General features: G+C 65.2%; 21 protein-coding genes and 1 pseudogene. 16 read left to right on the plus strand and 6 right to left on the minus strand.

Annotation, left to right across the window (positions count from 1 at the left end; all coding sequences use genetic code 11):
• Positions 1-311: 311 nt before the first annotated feature.
• The 11 genes from HWY30_RS31095 (at position 312) to HWY30_RS31145 (ending at position 13,602) form a co-directional block, all read left to right on the plus strand.
• On the plus strand, positions 312-1,199 hold the full coding sequence (locus HWY30_RS31095) for a sensor histidine kinase (RefSeq protein WP_090802645.1): 888 nt from the start codon (positions 312-314) through the stop codon (positions 1,197-1,199).
• Between the two features lie 10 nt (positions 1,200-1,209).
• The gene (rqpR, locus tag HWY30_RS31100; RefSeq protein ID WP_090802643.1) at positions 1,210-1,866 is read left to right on the plus strand and encodes a response regulator transcription factor RqpR; all 657 of its coding nucleotides are present in this window, start codon (positions 1,210-1,212) and stop codon (positions 1,864-1,866) included.
• 300 nt (positions 1,867-2,166) lie between these two features.
• Positions 2,167-3,558, plus strand: a complete 1,392-nt coding sequence (gene bcaP, locus HWY30_RS31105; RefSeq protein ID WP_090802642.1) for a branched-chain amino acid transporter BcaP — start codon at positions 2,167-2,169, stop codon at positions 3,556-3,558.
• 469 nt (positions 3,559-4,027) lie between these two features.
• Positions 4,028-4,549, plus strand: a complete 522-nt coding sequence (locus tag HWY30_RS31110) for a (2Fe-2S)-binding protein (protein WP_090802640.1) — start codon at positions 4,028-4,030, stop codon at positions 4,547-4,549.
• A gap of 10 nt (positions 4,550-4,559) precedes the next feature.
• Positions 4,560-6,941, plus strand: coding sequence for a xanthine dehydrogenase family protein molybdopterin-binding subunit (locus tag HWY30_RS31115; protein ID WP_090805542.1), 2,382 nt, complete (start codon positions 4,560-4,562; stop codon positions 6,939-6,941).
• A 28-nt stretch (positions 6,942-6,969) separates the two neighbouring features.
• Complete coding sequence (locus HWY30_RS31120) at positions 6,970-7,767, plus strand: FAD binding domain-containing protein (RefSeq protein ID WP_090802638.1); 798 nt, start codon at positions 6,970-6,972, stop codon at positions 7,765-7,767.
• Between the two features lie 168 nt (positions 7,768-7,935).
• A complete protein-coding gene (locus tag HWY30_RS31125) occupies positions 7,936-8,817 on the plus strand; it encodes an AAA family ATPase (protein ID WP_090802637.1) in 882 nt (293 codons plus the stop codon).
• 11 nt (positions 8,818-8,828) lie between these two features.
• Positions 8,829-10,094 (plus strand): vWA domain-containing protein, encoded by a 1,266-nt coding sequence (locus HWY30_RS31130; RefSeq protein WP_090802635.1) that lies wholly within the window; start codon positions 8,829-8,831, stop codon positions 10,092-10,094.
• Positions 10,085-10,699: an SRPBCC family protein gene (locus tag HWY30_RS31135; protein WP_090802634.1), complete on the plus strand. Its 615-nt coding sequence runs from the start codon at positions 10,085-10,087 to the stop codon at positions 10,697-10,699. Before HWY30_RS31130 ends, HWY30_RS31135 begins: the two co-directional genes overlap by 10 nt.
• Positions 10,672-11,694, plus strand: a complete 1,023-nt coding sequence (locus HWY30_RS31140) for an XdhC family protein (protein WP_090802632.1) — start codon at positions 10,672-10,674, stop codon at positions 11,692-11,694. The genes HWY30_RS31135 and HWY30_RS31140 overlap by 28 nt, the downstream gene beginning before the upstream one ends.
• A gap of 9 nt (positions 11,695-11,703) precedes the next feature.
• Positions 11,704-13,602: a DUF3857 domain-containing transglutaminase family protein gene (locus HWY30_RS31145; RefSeq protein ID WP_090802631.1), complete on the plus strand. Its 1,899-nt coding sequence runs from the start codon at positions 11,704-11,706 to the stop codon at positions 13,600-13,602.
• Positions 13,603-13,613: 11 nt separating this feature from the next.
• On the opposite strand, the gene HWY30_RS31150 is transcribed toward HWY30_RS31145, so the two are convergent.
• Entirely contained in the window at positions 13,614-14,660 is a 1,047-nt protein-coding gene (locus HWY30_RS31150) for a serine/threonine protein kinase (protein WP_425199413.1), read from the minus strand.
• 209 nt (positions 14,661-14,869) lie between these two features.
• On the minus strand, positions 14,870-15,082 hold the full coding sequence (locus HWY30_RS31155) for a hypothetical protein (RefSeq protein WP_018419122.1): 213 nt from the start codon (positions 15,080-15,082) through the stop codon (positions 14,870-14,872).
• 418 nt (positions 15,083-15,500) lie between these two features.
• Here HWY30_RS31155 and HWY30_RS31160 point away from each other — a divergent pair.
• The 3 genes and pseudogenes from HWY30_RS31160 to HWY30_RS31170 form a co-directional block, all read left to right on the plus strand.
• Positions 15,501-16,845, plus strand: a pseudogene (locus tag HWY30_RS31160) (efflux RND transporter permease subunit); the annotation flags it as partial.
• A 282-nt stretch (positions 16,846-17,127) separates the two neighbouring features.
• The gene (locus tag HWY30_RS31165) at positions 17,128-18,318 is read left to right on the plus strand and encodes an MFS transporter (protein ID WP_244145078.1); all 1,191 of its coding nucleotides are present in this window, start codon (positions 17,128-17,130) and stop codon (positions 18,316-18,318) included.
• A gap of 326 nt (positions 18,319-18,644) precedes the next feature.
• Positions 18,645-18,827: a hypothetical protein gene (locus tag HWY30_RS31170; protein WP_090805541.1), complete on the plus strand. Its 183-nt coding sequence runs from the start codon at positions 18,645-18,647 to the stop codon at positions 18,825-18,827.
• A gap of 100 nt (positions 18,828-18,927) precedes the next feature.
• On the opposite strand, the gene mgrA is transcribed toward HWY30_RS31170, so the two are convergent.
• Positions 18,928-19,971: an L-glyceraldehyde 3-phosphate reductase gene (mgrA, locus tag HWY30_RS31175; protein WP_090802624.1), complete on the minus strand. Its 1,044-nt coding sequence runs from the start codon at positions 19,969-19,971 to the stop codon at positions 18,928-18,930.
• Between the two features lie 228 nt (positions 19,972-20,199).
• Between mgrA and HWY30_RS31180 the strand changes: the two genes are divergently transcribed.
• Complete coding sequence (locus tag HWY30_RS31180; RefSeq protein WP_018419114.1) at positions 20,200-20,406, plus strand: DUF3185 family protein; 207 nt, start codon at positions 20,200-20,202, stop codon at positions 20,404-20,406.
• A 31-nt stretch (positions 20,407-20,437) separates the two neighbouring features.
• Here the strand turns inward: HWY30_RS31180 and HWY30_RS31185 are convergent, their stop codons facing one another.
• From HWY30_RS31185 to HWY30_RS31195, 3 genes are all read right to left on the minus strand, one after another.
• A complete protein-coding gene (locus tag HWY30_RS31185) occupies positions 20,438-21,199 on the minus strand; it encodes a phytanoyl-CoA dioxygenase family protein (protein ID WP_090802623.1) in 762 nt (253 codons plus the stop codon).
• A 19-nt stretch (positions 21,200-21,218) separates the two neighbouring features.
• Positions 21,219-21,449: a hypothetical protein gene (locus HWY30_RS31190; RefSeq protein WP_143037129.1), complete on the minus strand. Its 231-nt coding sequence runs from the start codon at positions 21,447-21,449 to the stop codon at positions 21,219-21,221.
• Between the two features lie 72 nt (positions 21,450-21,521).
• Positions 21,522-21,680 (minus strand): hypothetical protein, encoded by a 159-nt coding sequence (locus HWY30_RS31195; RefSeq protein WP_167368613.1) that lies wholly within the window; start codon positions 21,678-21,680, stop codon positions 21,522-21,524.
• A 91-nt stretch (positions 21,681-21,771) separates the two neighbouring features.
• Between HWY30_RS31195 and HWY30_RS31200 the strand changes: the two genes are divergently transcribed.
• On the plus strand, positions 21,772-22,146 hold the full coding sequence (locus HWY30_RS31200; RefSeq protein WP_090802621.1) for a hypothetical protein: 375 nt from the start codon (positions 21,772-21,774) through the stop codon (positions 22,144-22,146).
• The last annotated feature ends 257 nt before the right edge of the window (positions 22,147-22,403 follow it).

Raw genomic sequence — 22,403 nt, forward strand, 5'->3', positions numbered from 1 at the left:
CGCGTTGCGCCACCTTCGCTGTCAGAATTCCTCTGACAGCACGAGTCCGCAGTAAACATCATCTAATCTCTGAAGACTCTGCGCTAAGCCTTGGTGGGACTGCTTTTTTAATCTTTTTGAGATATCATCGCGCCGCGAGATCAGACGAATTCATGCACCGATCGTCGTCCACCAGAGTTGTTACTGAATGTAAATTTCGTTACGTTGGGCCATCGTGTTTCGTCCGACGCGAAACCTCGTGATTCGCGGGCTTTGATTCCGTCTGCGCGTGCCCGCTTCGCCGTCCACTCCGCCTCCTGAGAGGGAAATTCATGGATACGTCGACTGCCGTCCCGTTCAACGCTGCGCTGGCTTCGTCCGCGCAGCGTGATGGCTTCGACATGCCATCGCTCGCAGCGCGCGAGATCGAGCGGCTGCGCGCGCGGGTACGCGAGCTGTCGGCCGAATTGGTCGACGCGCAGGAAAGCGTGCGCCGTCACGTCGCGCGCGAGCTGCACGACGACGTCGGCGCCGAGTTGACTGCGACGCGCTTCGCGCTCGCCGGCATCGAAACCTGGCTGCCCGCCGACGCGCCCCCGCAATGCGCGGCCGCGCTCGCGGTCGCGAATCGTTCGCTCGACGCCGTGCAGGCGGCAAATCGCGACGCCATCGCGCAACTGCACGCGCCGTCGTTCGAGACAGGCCTCGCCGGCGCGCTGCAGTGCTGGGCCCGCGACTTCTCCATGCGCACCGGCTTGCGCACCACCTTCACCTGCAGCGGCGACGCGCGGCTCGCGCGCCTGCCCGCCGATGCCGCGCTCGCCGTGTTCCGCGTCGCGCAGGAAGCGCTGAACAACATCGCGAAGCACGCGCGCGCGACCTGCGCCGACCTGCGCGTCGAAACCGGTGCGCGTCATCTGAGGCTCCTCGTCAGCGACGATGGCATCGGCCTGCCGCGCGGCGCGCGCGAACGCGGTGGCCAGAAAAAACCGCGCGATCATTTCGGCCTCGCCGGCATGCAGGCGCGCTGCGCCGCATTCGACGGCACGCTGCGAATCAGCGCGAGGCGCACGAGCGTCGGTCGTGGCGAGGACAGCGGCGCTGGCAACAACGGCGCCATCACCCCGCGCGGCACCCTGATCCAGGCCCGCTTCGCGTGGCACGCGCTGCTCACGGCCGCCCCAACGCCGCGCGCCGCCCGGCGCGCGCTGCAATCGTGAGCCCGCGACCATGAGCCTGCGCATCCTGATCGTCGAAGATCACGCGGTGGTCCGCCAGGGCGTTCGCCATCTGCTGCTCGATCGCGGCGTCGCGCGCGAGGTCGCCGAGGCGCAAAGCGGCTCCGAAGCGCTCGACCTGGTCGTCCATCAGAGCTTCGACGTCGTGCTGCTCGACATTTCGCTGCCCGACATGAATGGCGTCGAGGTGCTCAAGCGTCTGAAGCGCAAGGCGCCGCGCGTCGCGGTGCTGATGTTCTCGATGTACCGCGAGGACCAGTACGCGGTGCGCGCGCTCAAAGCCGGCGCGTCCGGCTATCTGTCGAAGACGGTCGATGCCGCGCAGATGATCGGCGCGATCCAGCAGGTCGCGGCGGGCCGCAAGTACGTGAGCCCCGAGATGGCCGAGGCGCTCGCCGACTACGTGTCGTTCGACGGCGAGCAGTTGCCGCACGAAAAGCTGTCCGATCGGGAGTACCAGACGCTGTGCATGCTCGCGTCCGGCAAACGTCTCACCGATATCGCGGCCGCGCTGTCGCTGTCGGTGAAGACGGTCAGCGTGTACCGCACGCGGCTGCTCGACAAGATGAAGCTGCGCAACAACGCCGAGCTGACCTTCTATGTAATGAGCAACCGCCTCGTCGATCTGAATCCCGCGATGGCAGGCTAGCCCAGCAGGCGCCGCCAGCCGTGCCCGCGGCGTTGCGCCGCTGTCGTCCGATCGTGGCGCCGGCGCAATCGGAGAAATTCCATCCTCATCAATTGACTATTCAGTAAATAGCTTCACCGCCGCCCCGCTTCCGGCACCGCAAGACCTCCTCGAAATCACCTCCTGGCGGGAGTTTCCGCCCATCGCCTTGGCCCAGAAAGCGCCGCGCGCGAACCAGCCCGGCGACACGCATCCGCTAGAATCGCGGGTTTTCCCGACATTCGGCGCGCAACACGCGTGCACCACTGGAGACCCACGCCAATGTCCCTGTTTCGCAAAAAGAGCGTCGAGCACATGCTTGCGGCGAGCGCTCAGACCGCCGGCCTGAAAAAGGCGCTGGGCGCGCTCGACCTGACTTTCCTCGGCGTCGGCGCCATCATCGGCACCGGCATCTTCGTGCTGACCGGCACGGGCGCCTTACAGGCCGGTCCCGCGCTGATGATCTCGTTCCTGATCGCGGCGATCGCCTGCGGCTTCGCCGCGCTCGCCTACGCTGAATTCGCATCGACGATTCCGGTCGCCGGTTCGATCTACACGTACTCGTATGCGACGCTCGGCGAGCTGGCCGCGTGGATCATCGGCTGGGACCTGATGCTCGAGTACGGGCTCGCGACCTCGGCGGTGTCGGTCGGCTGGTCCGGCTATCTGCAGTCGTTGCTGTCGGGCTTCGGCGTATCGCTGCCGATGGCGCTGAGCGCAGCCCCGGGCGCCGTGCCCGGACACGAAACGCTGTTCAACCTGCCCGCCTTCCTCGTGATGATGGCGATCACCACGCTGCTGTCGCTCGGCGTGCGCGAATCCGCGCGAATCAACAACATCATGGTTGCGATCAAGGTCGTCGTCGTGCTGCTCGTGATCGGCGTCGGCGTGTTTCACGTCACGCCGGCCAACTGGCACCCGTTCATGCCTCACGGCTGGAGCGGCGTGTTCGGCGCGGCCGCGGTGATGTTCTTCGCGTTCATCGGCTTCGACTCGGTGTCGTCGGCGGCCGAAGAAGTGAAGAATCCGAAGCGCGACCTCCCGATCGGCATCATCGCGTCGCTCGGCGTGTGCGCGGTGCTGTATGTGGCCGTGGCCGCGGTCGTCACCGGCATCGTGCCGTCCGGGAAGTTCATGGGCATTTCGCACCCGGTGTCGTACGCGCTGCAACTCGCGGGGCAGAACTGGGTCGCCGGCTTCATCGACCTCGGCGCCGTGCTGGGCATGCTGACCGTGATTCTCGTGATGGCCTACGGTCAGACGCGGGTGATCTTCGCGATGTCGCGCGACGGCCTGCTGCCCGCGAAGCTGTCGAAAGTGCATCCGCGTTTCGCGACGCCGTTCTTCACGACGTGGCTCGTCGGCATCTTCTTCGGCCTGATCGGCGCGCTGGTGCCGCTCAATGTGTTGGCTGAGCTGATCAATATCGGCACGCTCGCGGCGTTCTCGATGGTGTCGATCGCGGTGCTCGTGCTGCGCAAGACGCACCCACAGCTGCCGCGCGCGTTCCGTTGCCCTGGCGTGCCGGTCGTGCCGGTGCTCGCGGTCGCATCGTGCCTGTTCCTGATGCTGAATCTGCAAGGCATCACGTGGGGCGCGTTCGTGATCTGGCTGCTGATCGGCAAGTTCATCTATTTCGGCTACTCGCGCCGTCATTCGAAACTGGCAAAGTAATGCGCCGTTTCGATGAAGCCACGCCAATGAGCTGAATGCTCGCGAGCGTGGCCTCGCTTTCCGCTGATCTATCGATGCGCCCCGTCATGCTCCGCAGACGGGGCGCTTGTCTTTGCGGCGTCCCATTCCGTGGCCGCCGTGTTCTCGTCGTGCGCTCGCGCGCGCCGAACACACTTCCCCTCATAGCGCGCCCGCGCGATTTGTGCTTTACTTTTCGGCAGATTTGTAAAACCCGTAGTACCCTCATCGGACCTGGCGAATCGAAGTCAGCACGCAGTCGAAGCAAAGCAGGGGGCAATAACAATCACAGGTCCGGCCTCACCCACAGCAACTATCTTGCATGGGATCGTGGTCAGCGCCGAGGCAGGGATCGATACGCCAACGCGCTCGCTCCGATCGACCGCGATAAACGCATGGGACCGCAGTAAGCGCTGAAGCGCTAACTGCGGTCGACAAAGGAGACAGCTTCATGGCGATCAGCATCAGTCTGACGGTCAATGGCGCGCCCGTGAGCGCCTCAGTCGACCCTGGCACCCTGCTTGTCCAGTTCCTGCGCGATCAACTCCGTCTGACCGGCACCCATGTCGGCTGCGATACGGCGCAATGCGGCGCCTGCACCGTGCATCTGAACGGCCGCGCGATCAAGTCCTGCAACATCCTTGCCGCGCAAGCCGATGGCGCCGAAGTCACGACCATCGAAGGGCTCGCGCACAACGGCGCGCTGCATCCGATGCAGGCCGCGTTCAAACACTGTCACGGTCTGCAATGCGGCTTCTGCACGCCGGGCATGGTGATGAACGCGGTGTCGCTGGTGCAGCGTCAACCCGATCTGACCGGCGACGAGGTGCGCGAGCAGCTCGACGGCAATCTGTGCCGCTGTACGGGCTATCACAACATCGTCAAGGCCGTGCTCGAGGGCGCCGCGGGTATGAAGTCCGCCGCATCGAGCGCATCTGCCGGCACGAATGCCGCCGGCGCCACCGCCGCTTGAGGAGCCGACGATGAACGCACCCGATACACAGAGCCTGATTGGCGCCGCCGTCGAACGCAAGGAAGACTATCGCTTCCTGACCGGCAAAGGCCAGTACACCGACGACATCGTGCTGCCGCAGCAAACCTACGCGGTGTTCCTGCGCTCACCGCACGCGCACGCGAAGATCAGAAGCATCGACACGAGCGCGGCCAAACAGTCGCCGGGCGTGATCGCGATCTTCATCGGCGCGGATCTCGCCGCCGACAACGTCGGCGGACTGCCGTGCGGCTGGCTGATCCATAGCACCGACGGCAAGCCGATGAACGAGCCGCCGCATCCGGTGATCGCGCATACGAAAGCACGGCACGTGGGCGATCAGGTCGCGCTCGTGATCGCTGAATCGATCAAGGCGGCGAAAGATGCGGCCGAACTGATCGACGTCGATTACGAAGAACTGCCGGCCGTCGTCGATACCGCGCATGCGGCCGACCCGGGTCAAGCGGCCGTGCACGACGAAGTGCCCGACAACGTCTGCTACAACTGGGGCCACGGCGACAAGGCCGCGACCGACGCCGCGTTCGCGAAAGCCGCACACGTGACCGCGCTCGACATCGTCAACAACCGCCTCGTGCCGAACGCGATCGAACCGCGCGCGGTCAACGCGAACTATTCGGCGCAGGACGAGAGCTACACGCTGTACGTCGCGAATCAGAACCCGCACGTCGAGCGGCTGCTGATGGCCGCGTTCGTGCTGTCGCTGCCGGAATCGAAGCTGCGCGTGATCGCGCCGGACGTCGGCGGCGGCTTCGGCTCGAAGATCTTCCTGTACGCCGAAGACGTCGCGCTCACCTGGGCGTCGAAGAAGATCGGCCGGCCGGTCAAATGGACCGCCGAGCGCTCCGAGGCGTTCCTTTCCGATGCGCACGGCCGCGATCACGTGACCAAAGCCGAGCTTGCGCTGGACGCCGACGGCAAGTTCCTCGCGATGCGCGTGCATACGATCGCGAACATGGGCGCGTATCTGTCGACGTTCGCGTCGAGCGTGCCGACGATCCTGTACGCGACGCTGCTCGCCGGGCAATACGCAACGCCCGCGATCTACGCCGAAGTGAAGGCGGTCTTCACCAACACCGTTCCCGTCGATGCGTATCGCGGCGCGGGCCGGCCGGAAGCGACGTTCGTGGTCGAGCGCCTGGTGGAAGCCGCGGCGCGCGAGATGAAAATCGACCCCGCGGAAATCCGCCGCCGCAATTTCATCACGCAATTCCCGTACGCGACGCCGGTCGGCCTCACCTACGACACCGGCGACTACAACGCGATCCTGTCGCGCGCGCTCACACTCGCGGACGTCGAGGGCTTCGCCGCACGCCGGCAGGAATCCGAAAACAACGGCAAGCGCCGCGGCCTCGGCTACTCGTGCTACATCGAGGCATGCGGTCTCGCGCCGTCGAACATCGCGGGCGCGCTCGGCGCGCGCGCGGGCCTGTTCGAAGTCGGCCAGATTCGCGTGCACCCGACCGGTTCGGTGACCGTGTTCACGGGCTCGCATAGCCACGGCCAGGGCCATGAGACGACCTTCGCGCAGGTGGTCGCGGACCGCCTCGGCATTCCGCTCGAAAGCGTCGAGATCGTGCACGGCGACACCGGCCGCATCGCGTTCGGCATGGGCACGTATGGTTCGCGTTCGATCGCGGTCGGCGGCTCGGCCATCTCGAAGGCGCTAGACAAGATCGAAGCAAAGGCGAAGAAGATCGCCGCGCATCTGCTCGAAGCGTCGGCTGAAGACATCGAGTTCAGGAACGGTGTGTTCCGCGTCGCGGGCACCGACCGCACCAAGGCGTTCGCGGAGATCTCGCTCGCCGCGTACGTGCCGCACAACTATCCGCTCGACGTGCTCGAACCGGGGCTCGAAGAAAGCGCGTTCTACGATCCGACCAACTTCACGTATCCGTCGGGTGCGTATATCTGCGAGATCGAAGTCGATCCGGACACCGGCGTCTCCCGCATCCAGCAGTTCACCGCGGTCGACGATTTTGGCAACGTGATCAATCCGATGATCGTCGAAGGTCAGGTGCATGGCGGGCTCGGGCAAGGCATCGGTCAGGCGATGCTCGAGCGCTGCGTGTACGACAACGACAGCGGCCAGTTGCTGTCCGGCTCTTACATGGACTACGCGATGCCGCATGCGTCCGACCTGCCCGACTTCACGGTCGAAACGTCGAAGGGCACGCCGTGCACGCACAATCCGCTCGGCGTCAAAGGCTGCGGCGAAGCGGGCGCGATCGGCTCACCCCCGGCCGTGATCAACGCGATCATCGACGCGCTCGCGCCGCTTGGCGTGACCAATCTGCAGATGCCGGCCACGCCGCATCGCGTCTGGTCCGCGATTCAAGCGGCGAAGCAAGCCTGACCCAACGATCCTGAGCGGAGCATTCGACATGTATTCATTCGAGTATCAACGCGCGACGGATCCGCAGGCGGCCGCCGCAGCCCTCACCGCCGACAGCGACGCGAAGTTCCTCGCCGGCGGCCAGAGCCTTCTGCCGACGATGCGCCTGCGTCTCGCGCAGCCGTCGCAACTGATCGACGTGACGCGCATTCCCGCGCTCAGGACGATCACCGTCGACGCCAGCACGGTGACGATCGGCGCAGCCGTCTGTCACGCGGACGTCGCCGAACACGCGGACGTGCGGCGCGTGTTGCCGGCGCTCGCGGAGCTGGCCGCGAATATCGGTGATCGCCAGGTGCGCGCGCTCGGCACGATCGGCGGCTCGCTCGCGAACAACGACCCGGCCGCGTGCTACCCGGCGGCGGCGATGGGCCTCGATGCGACGATCGTCACGGACCGGCGGCGCATCGCTTCGGCCGATTTCTTCGTCGGCATGTACGAGACCGCGCTCGCGCCCGACGAGCTGATCGTCGCCGTCGAGTTTCCGGTGCCCGAGCGTGCCGCATACGAGAAATTCCGCAATCCGGCCTCGCACTTTGCGCTGGTCGGCGTGTTCGTCGCGAAGGTCGCGAGCGGCGTGCGCGTCGCGGTAACGGGGGCGGCGTCATCGGTGTTTCGCGTGGCCGAGCTCGAAAGCGCGCTGTCGACGAACTTCACGCCCGAGGCGGCACGTGCAGTGAGCGTGTCGCCCGAGGAGCTGAACGACGACATGCACGCGAGCGCCGCGTATCGCGCGCATCTGATTCCGGTGCTCGCCGCGCGCGCGGTCACGAAGGCAAATGCCTAGCGATCCTCGCTAGCCGCCCCGGCTTGCCGCGCCTTCACCACGGTGCGCGCAAGCCGGCTTCGTTCACTTCGCGAGCCGGCGCGACAGTTCGACGCCGGGCTCGCGGCCATTGCGTTCTTCACTCGCGCCACGCTTTGCCATGGCCTGTCGCGCAGATTCAGGATCACCATGCAGCCGGCTTCGATCGACGACACCCTCGCCCAACTCGCCGCCCAACGCTATTTCGCGAGCCGCGAGCTCGCGACCGCACTGTATCTCGCGCTGCGCATGGAGCGGCCGTTGTTCGTCGAAGGCGAGCCGGGTGTCGGCAAAACCGAGCTCGCGAAAGCGGCGGCGGGCATGCTCGGCACCACGTTGCTGCGCCTGCAATGCTATGAAGGCCTCGACACCGCGAGCGCGCTTTACGAATGGGACTACCCGCGCCAGATCATGGCGCTGCGGCTTGCCGAAGCGAGCGGCGAGCGCCCCGACAACGACACGCTATATCGTGGCGAATTCCTGCTGAAGCGTCCGCTTCTGCAGGCGTTGATGCCCGACGAAAACCATCCCGGCGCGCGGCGCGTGCTGCTGATCGACGAAATCGACCGCGCCGACGAACCATTCGAGGCATTCCTGCTCGAACTCCTTTCGGATTTCCAGGTATCGATTCCCGAATACGGCACCGTGCGCGCGACGCAGCCGCCGCTCGTCATCATGACGTCGAACCGCACGCGCGAAGTTCACGACGCGTTGAAGCGCCGCTGTCTGTATCAATGGATCGGCTATCCGGACCGCGATCGCGAACTGGAGATCGTCGCCGCGCGCGCGCCGCAAACGTCGGCGCAATTGCAGCGGCGCGCGGTCGACTTCGTGCATCGGCTGCGCGGCATGGATCTGTTCAAGGCGCCCGGCATCGCCGAGACGATCGACTGGTGCCGCGCGCTCGAAGCGCTGTCGGTCACGGAGCTCGATCCGCAATCGGTGCAGAACACGCTCGGCGTGCTGCTCAAGTATCAGGACGATCTCGCGCGTGTGGATGCCGCGCAGATCGCGCAGTGTCTGTCCGGGTGAGGGCCGTTGGCATGACGAACGGAACCGGCTCGGGCAGGCTCGACGACACGAACCAGCACACTGCGCCCACGCTCGCGCGCAACGTCGTCCATTTCGTGCGCGTGCTGCGCGGCGCCGGCTTGCCGATGTCGCCCGCACAGGCAGTCGACGCACTCGCCGCGTTGCAGTGGATCGACCTCGGCCGCCGCGACGACGTGCACGCCGCGCTTGCCGCGCTGCTCGTCACCGCGCCTGATGAACGCGAACTCTTCAATGCCGCGTTCGATCTGTTCTGGCGCGACCCCGATTGGGAAGGCAAGCTGCGCGCGCTGCTGCTGCCGAAAGTGCGCGACGGGCTGCCACCGCCTAAGCGCAACAACCGTCTCGCCGACGCGCTCGCGGTGCGCATGCCACCGTCGCCGCATCTGAATGCGCCGCAGGAAACCGAGCAGCACGAGTTGCATGCGCAGTTGACGTTCAGCGCAGAAGAGCGGCTGCGTCATCGCGATTTCGACACGCTGAACGCCGACGAATGGCGCACGCTGCGGCATCTGATTCGCGGCCAGCGGCTGCCGCTCGCAACCGAATCGACGCGGCGCCTGAAGGCGGCATCGCACGGCACGCATGCGGACTTGCGCGCGAGCGCGCGGCATGCGGTGCGCGCCGGTGGCGACTGGACCGTGTGGAAGTATCGCGCGAGGGTCGAGCGCAAGCCGCCGCTCGTGCTGCTGCTCGACATTTCCGGCTCGATGAGCAACTACTCGCGCGCGGTGCTCTACTTTTGCCACGCGTTGTTGCAGTCGCGCGAACGTCTGCAGGTGTTTCTGTTCGGCACGCGGCTCACGAACGCGACGCGCGCATTGCGCGAACGCGATCCGGACGTCGCGATCGCGACGCTCAGCGATCAGGTGGTCGACTGGTCGGGCGGCACGCGCATCGGCGCGGCGCTCGCCGAGTTCAACCGACGCTGGGCGCGCCGCGTGCTCACAGGTCGTGCGACGGTGCTGCTCGTCACCGACGGTCTCGATCACGAAGCAATCGACGTGCTCGATACCGAAATGGCGCGCCTCGCACGCTTCGCGCATCGCATCGTGTGGCTCAATCCGCTGCTGCGGTTCAGCGGCTTTACTCCGAAGGCGCGCGGCGTGCAGGCGATCCTGCCGTATGTCGACGCGCATCGTCCGGTTCATAATCTAGACAGTCTCGCAGCGTTCGGCCACGATCTCGCGCAACTGACACGCGCGCCTCGCCACGCCGTCGTCGCGACGACATTCGCAGGAGCAACGTCATGGAATTGAGCGAAATTCATACGCTGCCGGTCGCGCAGCAGCAAACCTGGGACGCGTTGAACGACACCGAGATTCTGCGCGCTTGCATCCCCGGCTGCGAAAGCATCGACCCGGACGGCGAAAACGCGTACCTGGTCACGCTGAGCGCGGCGGTCGGCCCGGTCAAGGCGCGCTTCAAGGGGCGCATGCAACTGACCGATATCGACGCGCCGAACACCTACACCATTGTGTTCGAAGGCCAGGGCGGCGCCGCGGGTTTTGCCAAGGGCAACACGCATGTCACGCTCGAAGCCGACGGCGATGCCGCGACGAAGCTCTCCTACACCGCCAATGCGCAGGTCGGCGGCAAGCTCGCGCAGATCGGCTCGCGGCTCGTCGACGGTGCGGCGCGCAAGATTGCGGGGGAGTTTTTCAAGCGCCTCGGCGCCCAGCTCTCGGGAGACAATAGCGCTCATGAAACAGCGGAAGGCGACGCCCCGGTGCATACCGAAACCGAAGCCGAAGCCGCATCCGCCTCCGAGCAAACGGAATCGAACGAGGCCGCGGACGGCGAGTCCGGCGGCGAAGCAAAGAAAGGGAAGAAATCATGGACAGCGTGGATCTCGAAGTTCTGAAAACCTGCGCCCGCTGGCTGGCGGACGGACATCGCGCGCTCCTCGTGACGGTCGTGAAGACGTGGGGCTCGTCGCCGCGTCCCGAGGGCGCGATGCTCGCGGTGCGCGACGACGGCCTCGTGGTGGGCTCGGTGTCGGGCGGCTGCATCGAAGACGACCTGATCGATCGCGTGCGGCAACGGGGCATCGAGCAGACACATCCGGAGGCGGTGAAGTACGGCATCACGGCCGAGGAAGCGCATCGCTTCGGCCTGCCGTGCGGCGGCACGATCCAGCTCGTGCTCGAACCGTTGACGCGGCAAAGCGGCATCGCCGAGCTGTGTCACGCGGTCGAAAATGGCCGGCTCGTCGCGCGCGAACTCGACATGACGACGGGCGCGGTGCGGCTCGACGACGCACAGGCGACCGACGGCGTGCATTTCGACGGTGAGCGTCTGTTGACGATCCACGGCCCGCGCTACCGGATGCTAGTGATCGGCGCCGGGCAGTTGTCTCGCTACCTGTGTCATATCGCGGTGGGGCTCGATTATCAGGTGACGGTCTGCGATCCGCGCGAGGAATACACCGAGGAATGGGACGTGCCGGGCACGAAGATCGTACGCACGATGCCGGACGATACCGTGATCGACATGAAGCTCGACGAGCGCTGCGCGGTAATCGCGCTCACGCACGATCCGAAGCTCGACGATCTCGCGCTGATGGAAGCATTGAAGACGCCGGCGTTTTATGTCGGCGCGCTCGGCTCGCGCAGGAACAATCACGCGCGACGCGAGCGCCTGAAGGAGTTCGATCTGAACGAAGCCGAACTGGCCCGCTTGCATGGACCTGTCGGCATTTATATCGGCAGCAGGACGCCGCCCGAGATCGCGGTGTCGATTCTGGCGGAGGTGACGGCGGCGAAAAATGGCGTGTCGCTGCCGACGCTATTGCAGGTCGAAGGCGCGAAGGCCGCGCGGGAGATTGCGGCGTCGGGTGGCGCCGCTTACAGCGTGTAGCCCGCCGTCATGCGACTCTGCCTCGTGGTCCTTGCCTCCGCCGGCTGGCTGGCCGGCGTTCACGCCGCGAGCGCGAGCGCGCCGCTCAACCTGGACGATCCCTACACCAACGAAGGCGAGACGCAGACCTTCACCGTCAACGCTGACGGCTCGTATGCGAAGCTCGATTCGATGACGCTGCGCGTGAACAACGAAGCCGGCGTCGAGCGGGTCGCTCAGCAATACGTCTGGTTCAACCGCAACATGGCCGACGTGCAGATCCTCGAGGCCTACACGGTCACCGCCGACGGCAAGCGTCACGACGTTGCGCCCGAGCAGATCCGCGACGTGCAGGAAGTCCGCTCGTTCGACGCGCCGATGTTCCAGGACATCCAGGAAAAGGTGATCGTGTTCCCCGCGGTCGAACCCGGCGCGCGCGTGCATCTGACGTACCGCAAGACGCAGCGTCAGCCGATAGTGCCGGGCGAATTCAGCGACTTCACGCCACCCGATCTCGCGCCGACCCGCAACTTCCGCCTGATCTACGACCTGCCCGCCGACAAGCCGCTGTATGCGGACGCGCGCGGCTTCAGCGCAGTGACACCGGTCACGCGCGACGGCCGCACGCGTTACGAATTCCGCTATGACAAGGCACACTTCGACCGGCTCGAACGCGGCTCGGTCGCGTACGTGTCGTACGGTGATCGGCTGATGGTGTCGACCTTCCCAAGCTATGCCGCGTTCGCCGCCTCCTATCGCAGTTCCGCGGCCGACCCGGGCGCGCACGACGTCGCGATCACCCAGCTCGCGCAGCAGCTGACCGCGCACGATCACACCCCACACGACAAAGCCAAAACGCTGTACGACTGGGTTCGCCGCAATATCCGCTATGTCGCGATCTACGTCGGACGTGGCGCCGTCGTGCCGCACAGCGCGAGCGCGATTCTCGCGAACCGCTATGGCGACTGCAAGGACCACGTCGCGCTCTACGGCGCGCTGCTCGACGCGCTCGGCGTGCGCAACGAGCCGGCGTTGATCAGCAGCGGCACGATCTACACGCTGCCGAGCGTCCCGGGCTACGGCGTCATCAATCATGCGATCACGTGGCTGCCCGATTTGCAGATGTACGCGGATTCGACCGCGTCGAACGTCGAATTCGGTTTTCTGCCTTCGTCCGACATGGACCGTCCTACCGTGCTGATCGGCGACGGCGTGCTCGCGCAAACGCCGGCCACCGCGCAGATGTCGCGCAGCACCGATCTCGCGATCAAGATCGAACCGGATGGCTCGGCGAGCTTCACGTATCGGCTGCAGGATGCCGGGCCGTATGCCGAGCAGGCCCGCGCGCGGCTGCGCACGCAAACGCCCGCGCAACGCGAGGAATCGATTCAGGCCGAGTTACGCAACGCGAATCTGCGCGGCACCGCGACGCTGACGACGAGCGACCTCAGCGCGGCCGACGGCCCGCTCACGCTGACGATGAAAGGCACGCTCGAGAGTCTCGTGGTGACCGGCATGACGGCCTCGATTCCGGCCTTGACGAGCCTCGGCGGCGGCGTCGAAGCCGACACGCGCTACTGGCTCGGCGAACGCAAGCGCACGCAGCCGTTCGTGTGCCACAACCTCGCGATCCACGAACGCGCGCGCATCGAACTGCCGGCCAATTTCCGCGTGCTCGACATGCCGGAGGCGCAACGCACGCAGGACCGCTTCGTCGATTTCACGTCGCAGTACGCGTTCGACCCGCGCAGCAACGTGGTTACGATGACGCGCGACGGCGCCACCCATTTCGACGGCGACGTCTGCACGCCCGACGATTTCACGCGCATGCGTCCCGCGATCGAAGCGATTGGGCGGGACGTGCGCGCGGAGGTAATCGTCAGATCGACGTTGGTGGAGTCGTCGAATGTGGCGTCGCAGGCGCCTTGACCGTCAACACGTCAAACCGGCCACAACGGCCCTTCCTGCATCGCGCCGATCTGCTCGCGCATCTCGAGGATGCGATCTTCCCAGTAGCGCTGCGTGTTGAACCACGGAAACGCGGCCGGAAACGCCGGATCGTTCCAGCGGCGCGCGAGCCATGCCTGATAGTGAATCAGCCGCAACGTGCGCAGCGCTTCGATCAGATACAGCTCGCGCGGATCGAATTCGCAGAAATCCTCGTAACCGGCGAGCAGATCGGCCAGCGCGCGCGACGCCTCCGCACGCTCGCCCGGCAACAGCAGCCACAGATCCTGAATCGCGGGCCCCATGCGGCTGTCGTCGAAATCGACGAAATGCGGGCCCGCGTCGGTCCACAGCACGTTGCTCGGATGACAGTCGCCGTGCAGACGCAGCCTGCGAATCTCGCCAGCCCGCTCGAACGCACGCTCGACGCCTTCGAGCGCGAGATTCACGACGGTTTCCCACGCGGTGCGCAGATCGTCGGGCACGAAACGGTGCGCGAGCAGGAAGTCGCGCGGCTCGTAGCCGAACGTGTCGATGTTTAGCGTGGGACGTTCTACGTAGTCCTGGGTCTGCCCGATCGCATGAATGCGTCCGATGAAACGCCCCAGCCATTCCAGCGTGTCGCGCCGGTCGAGATCCGGCGCGCGACCGCCGCGTCGCTCGAAGACCGAGAAGCGGAAGCCGTCGAAGCTGTGCAGCGTGCGGCCATCGAGCACGCGCGCGGGCACGGCCGGGATCTCGCGCGCGGCGAGTTCGGCGACGAACGCGTGCTCTTCGAGAATCCCCGCGTCGCTCCAGCGCTCGGGACGATAGAACTTCGCGACCACGGGCGGACCGTCTTCGACGCCGACCTGATACACGCGATTTTCGTAGCTGTTGAGCGGCAGCAGACGGCCGTCGGTACGCACGCCGGTCGTTGCGAGCACGCCGTCGATCGCGTCGAGCACGGTTTCCGGCGTGAGCCGCGCGAATGGCACGGCGCCATCGGCGCCGGCCTCGGGATAGGAATTGTCGGGAATGGTGTCGTTCATGCCCCGCATTGTGCGCCGCGCCGCGGGTAAAGACGAGGGCGACGACTCACAATGCGTGGGTGGCATCGCTAGAAATACGGGCTGATTTGGGACGCGCCGTGAATCGACGCGCGCATCGGCCCACGGCGATGCTGGCGAGCCGATCTGACCTTACAGCATCACTACAGCCCGCACCTGCGGGTCACACAACGGCAATGAGCAACCGGTAAGCCTCTCGTTCAATGCGTCTGCGCGCCGGCCGGACGTATCAGGTCGCCGGTATCGATCAGATCTTCCAGGAAAAAGGGTTCGGTATTGAGTTGCTGCGAGGCGCCGGGCTCGCCGGCGTACCACGCCACCATCGCCATGTCGCCAAGAATGCGCATGACGATTCCGCGCGCGCCTTGCGGCACGGCGATATGTACCGATCGGACAATGGAACCGACTTCCATGATAATTCCCCGCTTCCCTTAGCCGGCTTTATGATTTCACGCCGGTCGAGGTGATGATAAAAACGCCGCTTCGCATTTGACGTTGCGTGCGCACTTAATCTGTCGCGCGCATGGCGCGTAAGAGGTTCGAGTCATTGTTCCCGCTTTGCGGGGCTTTGGGAAGGCGAATAGAAGGCTTTCACCCGTCGTTTCGCCCTATTCCCATTACGCTGCGCACGGCCGATTATCTCGGCGTCAGACGTCGTAATGCAGACCATCATAAACCCTGCGGGGGGAGACATCAAAAACGTGCACGGCCGGAACGATCTGCCAGATGCGGGCGCCGCGCGGCTTCGCACCTGCCTTCGCGCCGAGGTGCGCGCCTCGTTTCCGATCCGCGCGGCGCGCTCGCCGCTCATTTCATCCGTCTGCGCTAGTCATGTGGATCGTTCGTCTCGCGCTACGGCGCCCCTATACGTTCGTCGTGCTGGCGCTGCTGTTGCTGATCGTCGGACCGTTGACCATTCTGCGCACGCCCACCGACATCTTTCCGAACATCGATATTCCGGTGCTCTCGGTCATCGGGTCGTATAACGGCCTGCCCGCCGACGAAATGGAGCGGCGCATCGCGCTGAACTACGAGCGCGGCTTGTCGGTGGCGGTCAACGATATCGAACACACGGAATGTCCACGCTCGATATCGTCGACCGCATCAAGACGATGATGCCGACGCTGCGCAATCTGGTGCCGCCGTCGCTGAATATCGACCCCGTCGCCGACCAATCGCTGTTCGTGCGTGCATCCGTGCAGGGCGTATTGCGTGAAGCGCTGATCGCCGCGTGCCTGACGGGCCTGATGATTCTGCTGTTCCTCGGCAACTGGCGCACGACGCTGATCATCGATGATCATCGCGTTGTCCTCTCTCGGTCAGACGATCAACATCATGACGCTCGGCGGCCTCGCGCTCGCGGTCGGGATTCTCGTCGACGATGCGACCGTCGCGATCGAAAACATCAGCCATCAGCTCGAACAGGGCAAGACGCTAGAACAGGCGATTCTCGACGGCGCGCATCAGATCGCGATTCCGACGCTGGTGTCGACGCTGTCGATCTGTATCGTGTTCGTGCCGATGTTTCTGCTCACCGGTGTCGCGCACTATCTGTTCATTCCGCTTGCCGAAGCGGTGGTGTTCGCGATGCTCGCGTCGTACTTCTTCTCGCGTACGCTCGTGCCGACGCTCGCGAAGTATCTGCTGCGCTATCACCACAAGCCCGCGGATTTACATCACGCACCGGTGCAAACGCGCAATCCGTTGATGCGCATGCACTACGCGTTCGAGCGCGGTTTCTCGCGTTTGCGCGAGCGCTACCGCGTATTTCTCGAAGCGCGAGTCGCGCGACCGGGACTGTTCGTCACGCTGTTTCTCGCGTGCTGTTGCGCGTCGCTGCTGTTGCTGCCGTTTATCGGCCGCGACTTTTTCCCCGCCGTCGATGCCGGCACGATCGCGCTGCACATGCGCGCGAAAACCGGCATGCGCGTCGAGGAAACCGCGGTGCTGACCGATCGTGTCGATGCGCGCATCCGTCAGCTGATTCCGGCCGGCGAACTGCATTCGATCATCGACAACATCGGTCTGCCGGTGTCGGGCGTCAACCCTTTCGTACAGCAACACGGGCACGATCGGCACATCCGACTCGGACATCCTGATCGCGCTGAACCCTGATCATCATCCGAGTGCCGGGCGACGACGCGCTCGTGCATCCGTCGACGGCGACTTCGGGGGCGACGCGGGCGCCGGCGCCGGGCAGTGAAGCCGGGGCGCACGGCTAGCGCCGGGAGACAGGCGCGCGACGTGCTGCGGATGGAGCGCTGCGGGTCACCATTGGCACGCCACGTTGCCCGCGACGCCGGCTTGAAACGCGTTTTCAGCGTATCCTTAACACTTTTGCGCGTTTCCGTGTGACCCAAGGAGTTTTGTTGTGACCCTGCCGCCGCCATCCCAGCGGACCGCATCTGCCGTTCCCTCCCGCGGCGCAGCTTCAGCTGCTTGCGCAAGCACCACCACCGTGTCGGACATCCCTTATCTCGAACGCGGCTCGCGCGCGTACTGGCGTGCCAGCCTCGCGCTGCTGTTCGCCGGCTACGCGACGTTCTCACTGCTCTACTGCGTGCAGCCGCTGCTGCCGTCGTTCTCCGAAGCGTTCAACGTGACGCCGGCGCAAAGCAGTCTGTCGTTGTCACTATCCACTGCCGCGCTCGCGCTCGCGATTTTCGTCGCCGGTTTCGTCTCCGAGGGTTGGAGCCGGCACAAGCTGATGACGCTGTCGCTGACGGTGTCGTCGGTGCTGACGATTGGCGTATCGGTCGCGCCGCACTGGCACCAGCTGCTCGTGCTGCGTACGCTCGAAGGGCTCGCGCTCGGCGGCGTGCCGGCCGTCGCGATGGCTTATCTCGCCGAGGAAGTGCATCCCGACGGCCTCGGCCTCGCGATGGGCCTGTACGTCGGCGGCACGGCGATCGGCGGCATGGCCGGGCGGGTCATCACCGGCGTGGTCGCGGATCTGTTTTCGTGGCGCATCGCGATCGGCACGATCGGCGTGCTCGGCCTGCTGTCGATGCTCGCGTTCCGCGCGCTGTTGCCACCGTCGCGCCATTTCGTGCCGCGCCGGGGGCTCGGCTTCGCGCATCACCGCACGCTGCTGTTGCGCCAGTTCACGCGACCGGGTCTGCCGCTGCTGTTCCTGCTCGGCTTCGTGCTGATGGGCAGCTTCGTCACGCTGTACAACTACATCGGCTACCGGCTGCTCGCGCCGCCGTATCGGTTGAATCAGACGGAGATCGGCGCGATTTTCATCGTCTATCTGGTTGGCGTGGTCGCGTCGCCATGGTCCGGGCGCATGGCCGACTCGTTCGGCCGCGCGCGCGTGCTGATCGGGAGCCTGCTGCTGATGGTGCTCGGCCTCGCGCTGACGATGCTGCATCCGCTCGCGGCGATCGCGACCGGTATCGCCTGCGTGACGTTCGGGTTCTTTGCCGGGCATTCGGTCGCGAGCGGCTGGGTCGGGCGTCTGGCGAAAGACGCGAAAGGCCAGGCCGCTGCGCTGTATCTGCTCGCGTACTACATCGGCTCGAGCCTGGTCGGTTCGTATGGCGGCCATGTGTGGGCCGGTCATGGCTGGAACGGCGTCGTCGGGCTAGTCGGTGCGCTGCTCGTGATCGGCTTGATCGCGGCGAGCCGCCTGCGCGGGCGCGAATAGCCCGGCGCATCGGTCGCGTTGCGCGGTGCACGCACCGCGAGCCGGCCGCAATCAGCCAACACGCATGGATCGGCGGCAAAACGAAAGGCTTGCGTAAGCGAACATTTGATATTTTCCGCCGCGTTTTGTTGCGCCGCGCCAATCGCCGCGGGCCGCGCCGCGCCTGGGTTCAGCAGCTTACGAATAAGCGCCGACGCGCCGGCTGGCGCCGTCGCGCCGCTCGATCGGTCTCCTATACTCGATTCGTGCAATGGCGCGGCATGATTTCGAAGCCGCGGCCTCTGCTGGAACGACATAGCAACCATCCCGCATGGGAGGAGACGAAGATGACCTACTTTACGATCGGCGATTTCATCCTGGTCATTCCGATGGCATTGGCGGGCGCGCTATTCGTCGGCGCGCTGCCCTGCAAGACCGAGTTGCGACACAACGGGCTGCGTGTGCTGGGCGCGCTGATCGGTGTGATGTGCGCGGTGGCGCTGGTCGAGGGTCTGCCGGCGCTCGTGTAGCGGCGCGGCGAAATACCTGCAGAAAAGCCGCACGCTGAGCGTGCGGCTTCGTTTTGCCCTTGCGTCCGTCCGCCTGTTGCGCGGACGGCTCCTCACGCGATCAGATCGCCTGATCCGTCGACGGCTTTTCCCACAGATTGATCCCGCCTTCGGTCGCATAGCGATCGATTTCGGCGAGTTCGTCGGCCGAGAATGCGAGCTTCTTCAGCGCGCCGACGTTCTCGCGCACCTGCTCCGCGCGGCTCGCGCCGATCAGCACCGAGCTCACGCGTGGATCGCGCAACGCCCACGCGAGCGCCATCTGCGCGAGGCTCTGACCACGGCGCTGCGCGATGTCGTTGAGCTTCCGAACGTGCTCGATGTTCCGCGGGCTCAGATGCTCGTCTTTCAGCGAACCGCCGCCCGGCTTGTTGACGCGTGCGTCTTCCGGCACGCCGTTCAGATACTTGCCGGTCAACAATCCCTGCGCGAGCGGCGTGAACGCGATCGTGCCCGCGCCGACTTCATCGAGCGTATCGAGCAGGTCGTGTTCGATCCAGCGGTTCAGCATGTTGTACGACGGCTGATGGATCAGCAGCGGCACCTTGTATTCGGCGAGCAGCTTCGCCATTTCGCGCGTCTTCGCCGACGAGTACGACGAGATGCCGATATACAGCGCCTTGCCCTGCTGCACCGCGCTCGCGAGCGCGCCCGCGGTTTCCTCGAGCGGCGTGTGCGCGTCGAAGCGATGCGAATAGAAGATGTCGACGTAATCGAGGCCCATGCGCTTCAGGCTCTGATCGAGACTCGCGAGCACGTATTTGCGCGAGCCGCCGCCCTGGCCGTACGGACCGGGCCACATATCCCAACCGGCCTTCGACGAAATCAGCAACTCGTCGCGATACGGTTTGAAATCGTCCTTGAACAGACGGCCGAAGTTGGTTTCCGCGCTGCCGTACGGCGGGCCGTAGTTGTTCGCCAGATCGAAGTGCGTGATGCCGAGGTCGAAGGCCGTGCGCAGGATGTCACGCTGCGTCGAGATCGGCGTGGTGTCGCCGAAGTTGTGCCACAGGCCGAGCGACAGCGCCGGCAGTTTGAGACCCGACTTGCCGCAGACGCGGTATTGCATGTCCGAATAGCGTTCTGAAGCTGCTTCGTAAGCCATTGCTAGTGTCCTTGTCGATGAGATCGCCCGAGGATGGCGGGCGTGAGGATTCGCGCGTTGCGGGAGGCATGCTGCTGGGGAGATTTGTTGTTGTGGTGTCGCCGCGGTGCGGCCGGACCGCTATGTTAGCCAATCGACGCGGCGCTTGCAGCGCAACCAGTCTGCGGGATGGACGAGCACGCACGGCTCACCTACACTCTGGCCGGTTCAGGTTGATGGGAGGTGCAGATGACGAAAGCGATTTCGATCGCGCTGATTGTCGGCGGTATCGTGCTGCTGTATTTCGGCGGGCAGGCGTTCAATTCGGTGAGCAGCGACGTGTCGCGCTTCTTTACCGGCTCGCCGAGCAACAAGGCGATCGTGCTGATCGTCGCGGGCGTGGTGGCGACGCTCGCCGGGCTGACGGGAATCGCGATGTCGGGGCGCAAGCGCTGAGCGTCGGCGCGAGGCCCGCGACCACAATAATCTAGAACGCGATTTCGGGCTTCGCGGCCGAGCGCGTGCCGGGCAGGGGCACATTGCTTGCGCCGTGATAGGTGAACACCAGCGAGAACTTCACCTGGTCGCTCAGATTCTTGCCGGCCGAGTGCAGCGTGTTGCAGTGAAAGAACACCACGTCGCCAGTCTTCAGCTCGGGCGACACCGCCGTGCGGATCGCGGCGTCGTTCTCGGCGAGATCCGTGCGGAAAAACTTCGCTTCGTCGAAACGGTCCGATGTGAACGCGGCGCCGTGCGATTGCGGCACGAACCACAGCGCGCCGTTATCGACTGTTTCCGGGCCGACCGCGAGCCACACCGACATCAGATCGTCGCGCTCGAACGACCAGTAGCGCACGTCGCGATGCCAGCCGGTCAGGCTGCCGTACGCGGGGTGCTTGGTCATCATGCAGTTGTGATGCGCGCGCGACAGACGCGGCTCCTCGCCAAAATACAGCTCCATCCAGCCACGGATTTCGGGCGCGGTCGCCCATTGCGCGAACGCGGGGTGACGACCGTACGCGTCGAGCAGGCGCCGCACCGTATGTCCGCCTGGAGCATCCTTCGATGACGGCGCGCCCGGATACTGCAAATCCGCTTCGAATTCGATCGGCGCCGCCGCTTCCTGCAGCTGCCGCTGCGCGATCCGCTTCAGCTCGTCGCAACGCTCGGGCGACACGAGTCCTGGCACGACGACAAAACCCTGCTCCCGCAACGTTTGAATCTGCTCTTTCTTCGAATGGAGTGACATGGCGTTCCGTTACTGTCGACTAACTGATGTTCGATTGTAAAACGGGCGCCATCGGGATGCGTTGGTTCACCGCGAGAGGCTCCTGCGTCCTGCTGATCTTTTGCGCCGGTCGCCTTCGCTTTTCGCGGCGCGCCAATGCACCGGTTTCAAGCGCGCGGCGCGCCCGCACCGCACATTCGCTGGGCAAACGCGCACGCAAATCGCCCGTAAAGGGTGACAGCAAACTGGCATCCGCGACGATTCGATCCACGGAGAAATCTGGTTCGCGCAGGGTATTAACCGACTTTCTAACGTCACGATTCCCATGTAGCCTGCTCGCATGTCAATCGTCGCTTACGCAGTTTTCTGTTGTGCGCAGGCCGTCAGGGCCCGTGCCGTCGATTTCTCCGCGTTGTACCTTCGCTGCGCTGTGCGCCGTGTTTCGCGTCGCAATCTCCCGCGCCACGACCCGCACCGAATTTCCCGCTTTCAGGCCGTTCATCGCAACCCCGTCATTGGCACATATGGTGCTGTTTGTCCGTGCACATCCGGTGCACGCGCCGACGTGCGGTTCATTGCCTAAATGTGAAGCCATGCATACTCTTTTGAGCACCCGTCTTACCCGCGCCGCGCTGAAAGCGGCGCGTCCCGCGCGCCGCCATATGTTGCGGGCGCTGCGCCATCATGCCGCGCGCACCCGCGCGCTCGGCGAGCAGTGGCGCGACGCGAAGGCCGTCGACGGCTTTCGCACCTGGTTCCATACGTTCTTCTCGGCGCTACGCCAGCAGAGCGGCACGCGCCGTCTGTCGCTGCGCACGCTGCTGCGCAAACCGACACCGTTGCGCCTCGCGGTCGCGAAACGCGCGCCGGCGGTGCACACGCCTGCGAGCCGCCGACCGCGTCGCCTGTCGGCGAGCAGCGGCGGATGGTTCGCGTTTGCGTTTGCGTTTGCGTTTGCGAGCCGGTGAGATTGCTGGGCCGGTGAGTTGCAGTTGCGCGTTGAGTGGCTAGACCGCTGATCTGCCGACCGGCTGGCCGTTCACCGCTGGGCTGACTTCGAGCGCGCCGCCTCGACGACGTGCGTCGCGCGGCGGCATCGCCACGTCATCGATAAAATCGGGTAGGAGGCGGGGTTGCCCCCGCCGTCCTCCCACAACACCGGACGTACGGATCACGTATCCGGCGTTTCCTGACGACTGGATTGCTCCAGCGAGCTTCGTTTCGT

Source organism: Paraburkholderia tuberum STM678, from assembly GCF_902833905.1.
GTDB lineage: Bacteria > Pseudomonadota > Gammaproteobacteria > Burkholderiales > Burkholderiaceae > Paraburkholderia > Paraburkholderia tuberum.

Excerpts from the sequence above, each read along its gene's own strand:
- HWY30_RS31095 (WP_090802645.1), top strand. The coding sequence starts at position 312 with ATGGATACGTCGACTGCCGTCCCGTTCAACGCTGCGCTGGCTTCGTCC.
- rqpR (WP_090802643.1), top strand. The coding sequence starts at position 1,210 with ATGAGCCTGCGCATCCTGATCGTCGAAGATCACGCGGTGGTCCGCCAG.
- bcaP (WP_090802642.1), top strand. The coding sequence starts at position 2,167 with ATGTCCCTGTTTCGCAAAAAGAGCGTCGAGCACATGCTTGCGGCGAGC.
- HWY30_RS31110 (WP_090802640.1), top strand. The coding sequence starts at position 4,028 with ATGGCGATCAGCATCAGTCTGACGGTCAATGGCGCGCCCGTGAGCGCC.
- HWY30_RS31115 (WP_090805542.1), top strand. The coding sequence starts at position 4,560 with ATGAACGCACCCGATACACAGAGCCTGATTGGCGCCGCCGTCGAACGC.
- HWY30_RS31120 (WP_090802638.1), top strand. The coding sequence starts at position 6,970 with ATGTATTCATTCGAGTATCAACGCGCGACGGATCCGCAGGCGGCCGCC.
- HWY30_RS31125 (WP_090802637.1), top strand. The coding sequence starts at position 7,936 with ATGCAGCCGGCTTCGATCGACGACACCCTCGCCCAACTCGCCGCCCAA.
- HWY30_RS31130 (WP_090802635.1), top strand. The coding sequence starts at position 8,829 with ATGACGAACGGAACCGGCTCGGGCAGGCTCGACGACACGAACCAGCAC.
- HWY30_RS31135 (WP_090802634.1), top strand. The coding sequence starts at position 10,085 with ATGGAATTGAGCGAAATTCATACGCTGCCGGTCGCGCAGCAGCAAACC.
- HWY30_RS31140 (WP_090802632.1), top strand. The coding sequence starts at position 10,672 with ATGGACAGCGTGGATCTCGAAGTTCTGAAAACCTGCGCCCGCTGGCTG.
- HWY30_RS31145 (WP_090802631.1), top strand. The coding sequence starts at position 11,704 with ATGCGACTCTGCCTCGTGGTCCTTGCCTCCGCCGGCTGGCTGGCCGGC.
- HWY30_RS31150 (WP_425199413.1), bottom strand. The coding sequence starts at position 14,660 with ATGCGGGGCATGAACGACACCATTCCCGACAATTCCTATCCCGAGGCC.
- HWY30_RS31155 (WP_018419122.1), bottom strand. The coding sequence starts at position 15,082 with ATGGAAGTCGGTTCCATTGTCCGATCGGTACATATCGCCGTGCCGCAA.
- HWY30_RS31170 (WP_090805541.1), top strand. The coding sequence starts at position 18,645 with ATGACCTACTTTACGATCGGCGATTTCATCCTGGTCATTCCGATGGCA.
- mgrA (WP_090802624.1), bottom strand. The coding sequence starts at position 19,971 with ATGGCTTACGAAGCAGCTTCAGAACGCTATTCGGACATGCAATACCGC.
- HWY30_RS31180 (WP_018419114.1), top strand. The coding sequence starts at position 20,200 with ATGACGAAAGCGATTTCGATCGCGCTGATTGTCGGCGGTATCGTGCTG.
- HWY30_RS31185 (WP_090802623.1), bottom strand. The coding sequence starts at position 21,199 with ATGTCACTCCATTCGAAGAAAGAGCAGATTCAAACGTTGCGGGAGCAG.
- HWY30_RS31195 (WP_167368613.1), bottom strand. The coding sequence starts at position 21,680 with ATGAACGGCCTGAAAGCGGGAAATTCGGTGCGGGTCGTGGCGCGGGAG.
- HWY30_RS31200 (WP_090802621.1), top strand. The coding sequence starts at position 21,772 with ATGCATACTCTTTTGAGCACCCGTCTTACCCGCGCCGCGCTGAAAGCG.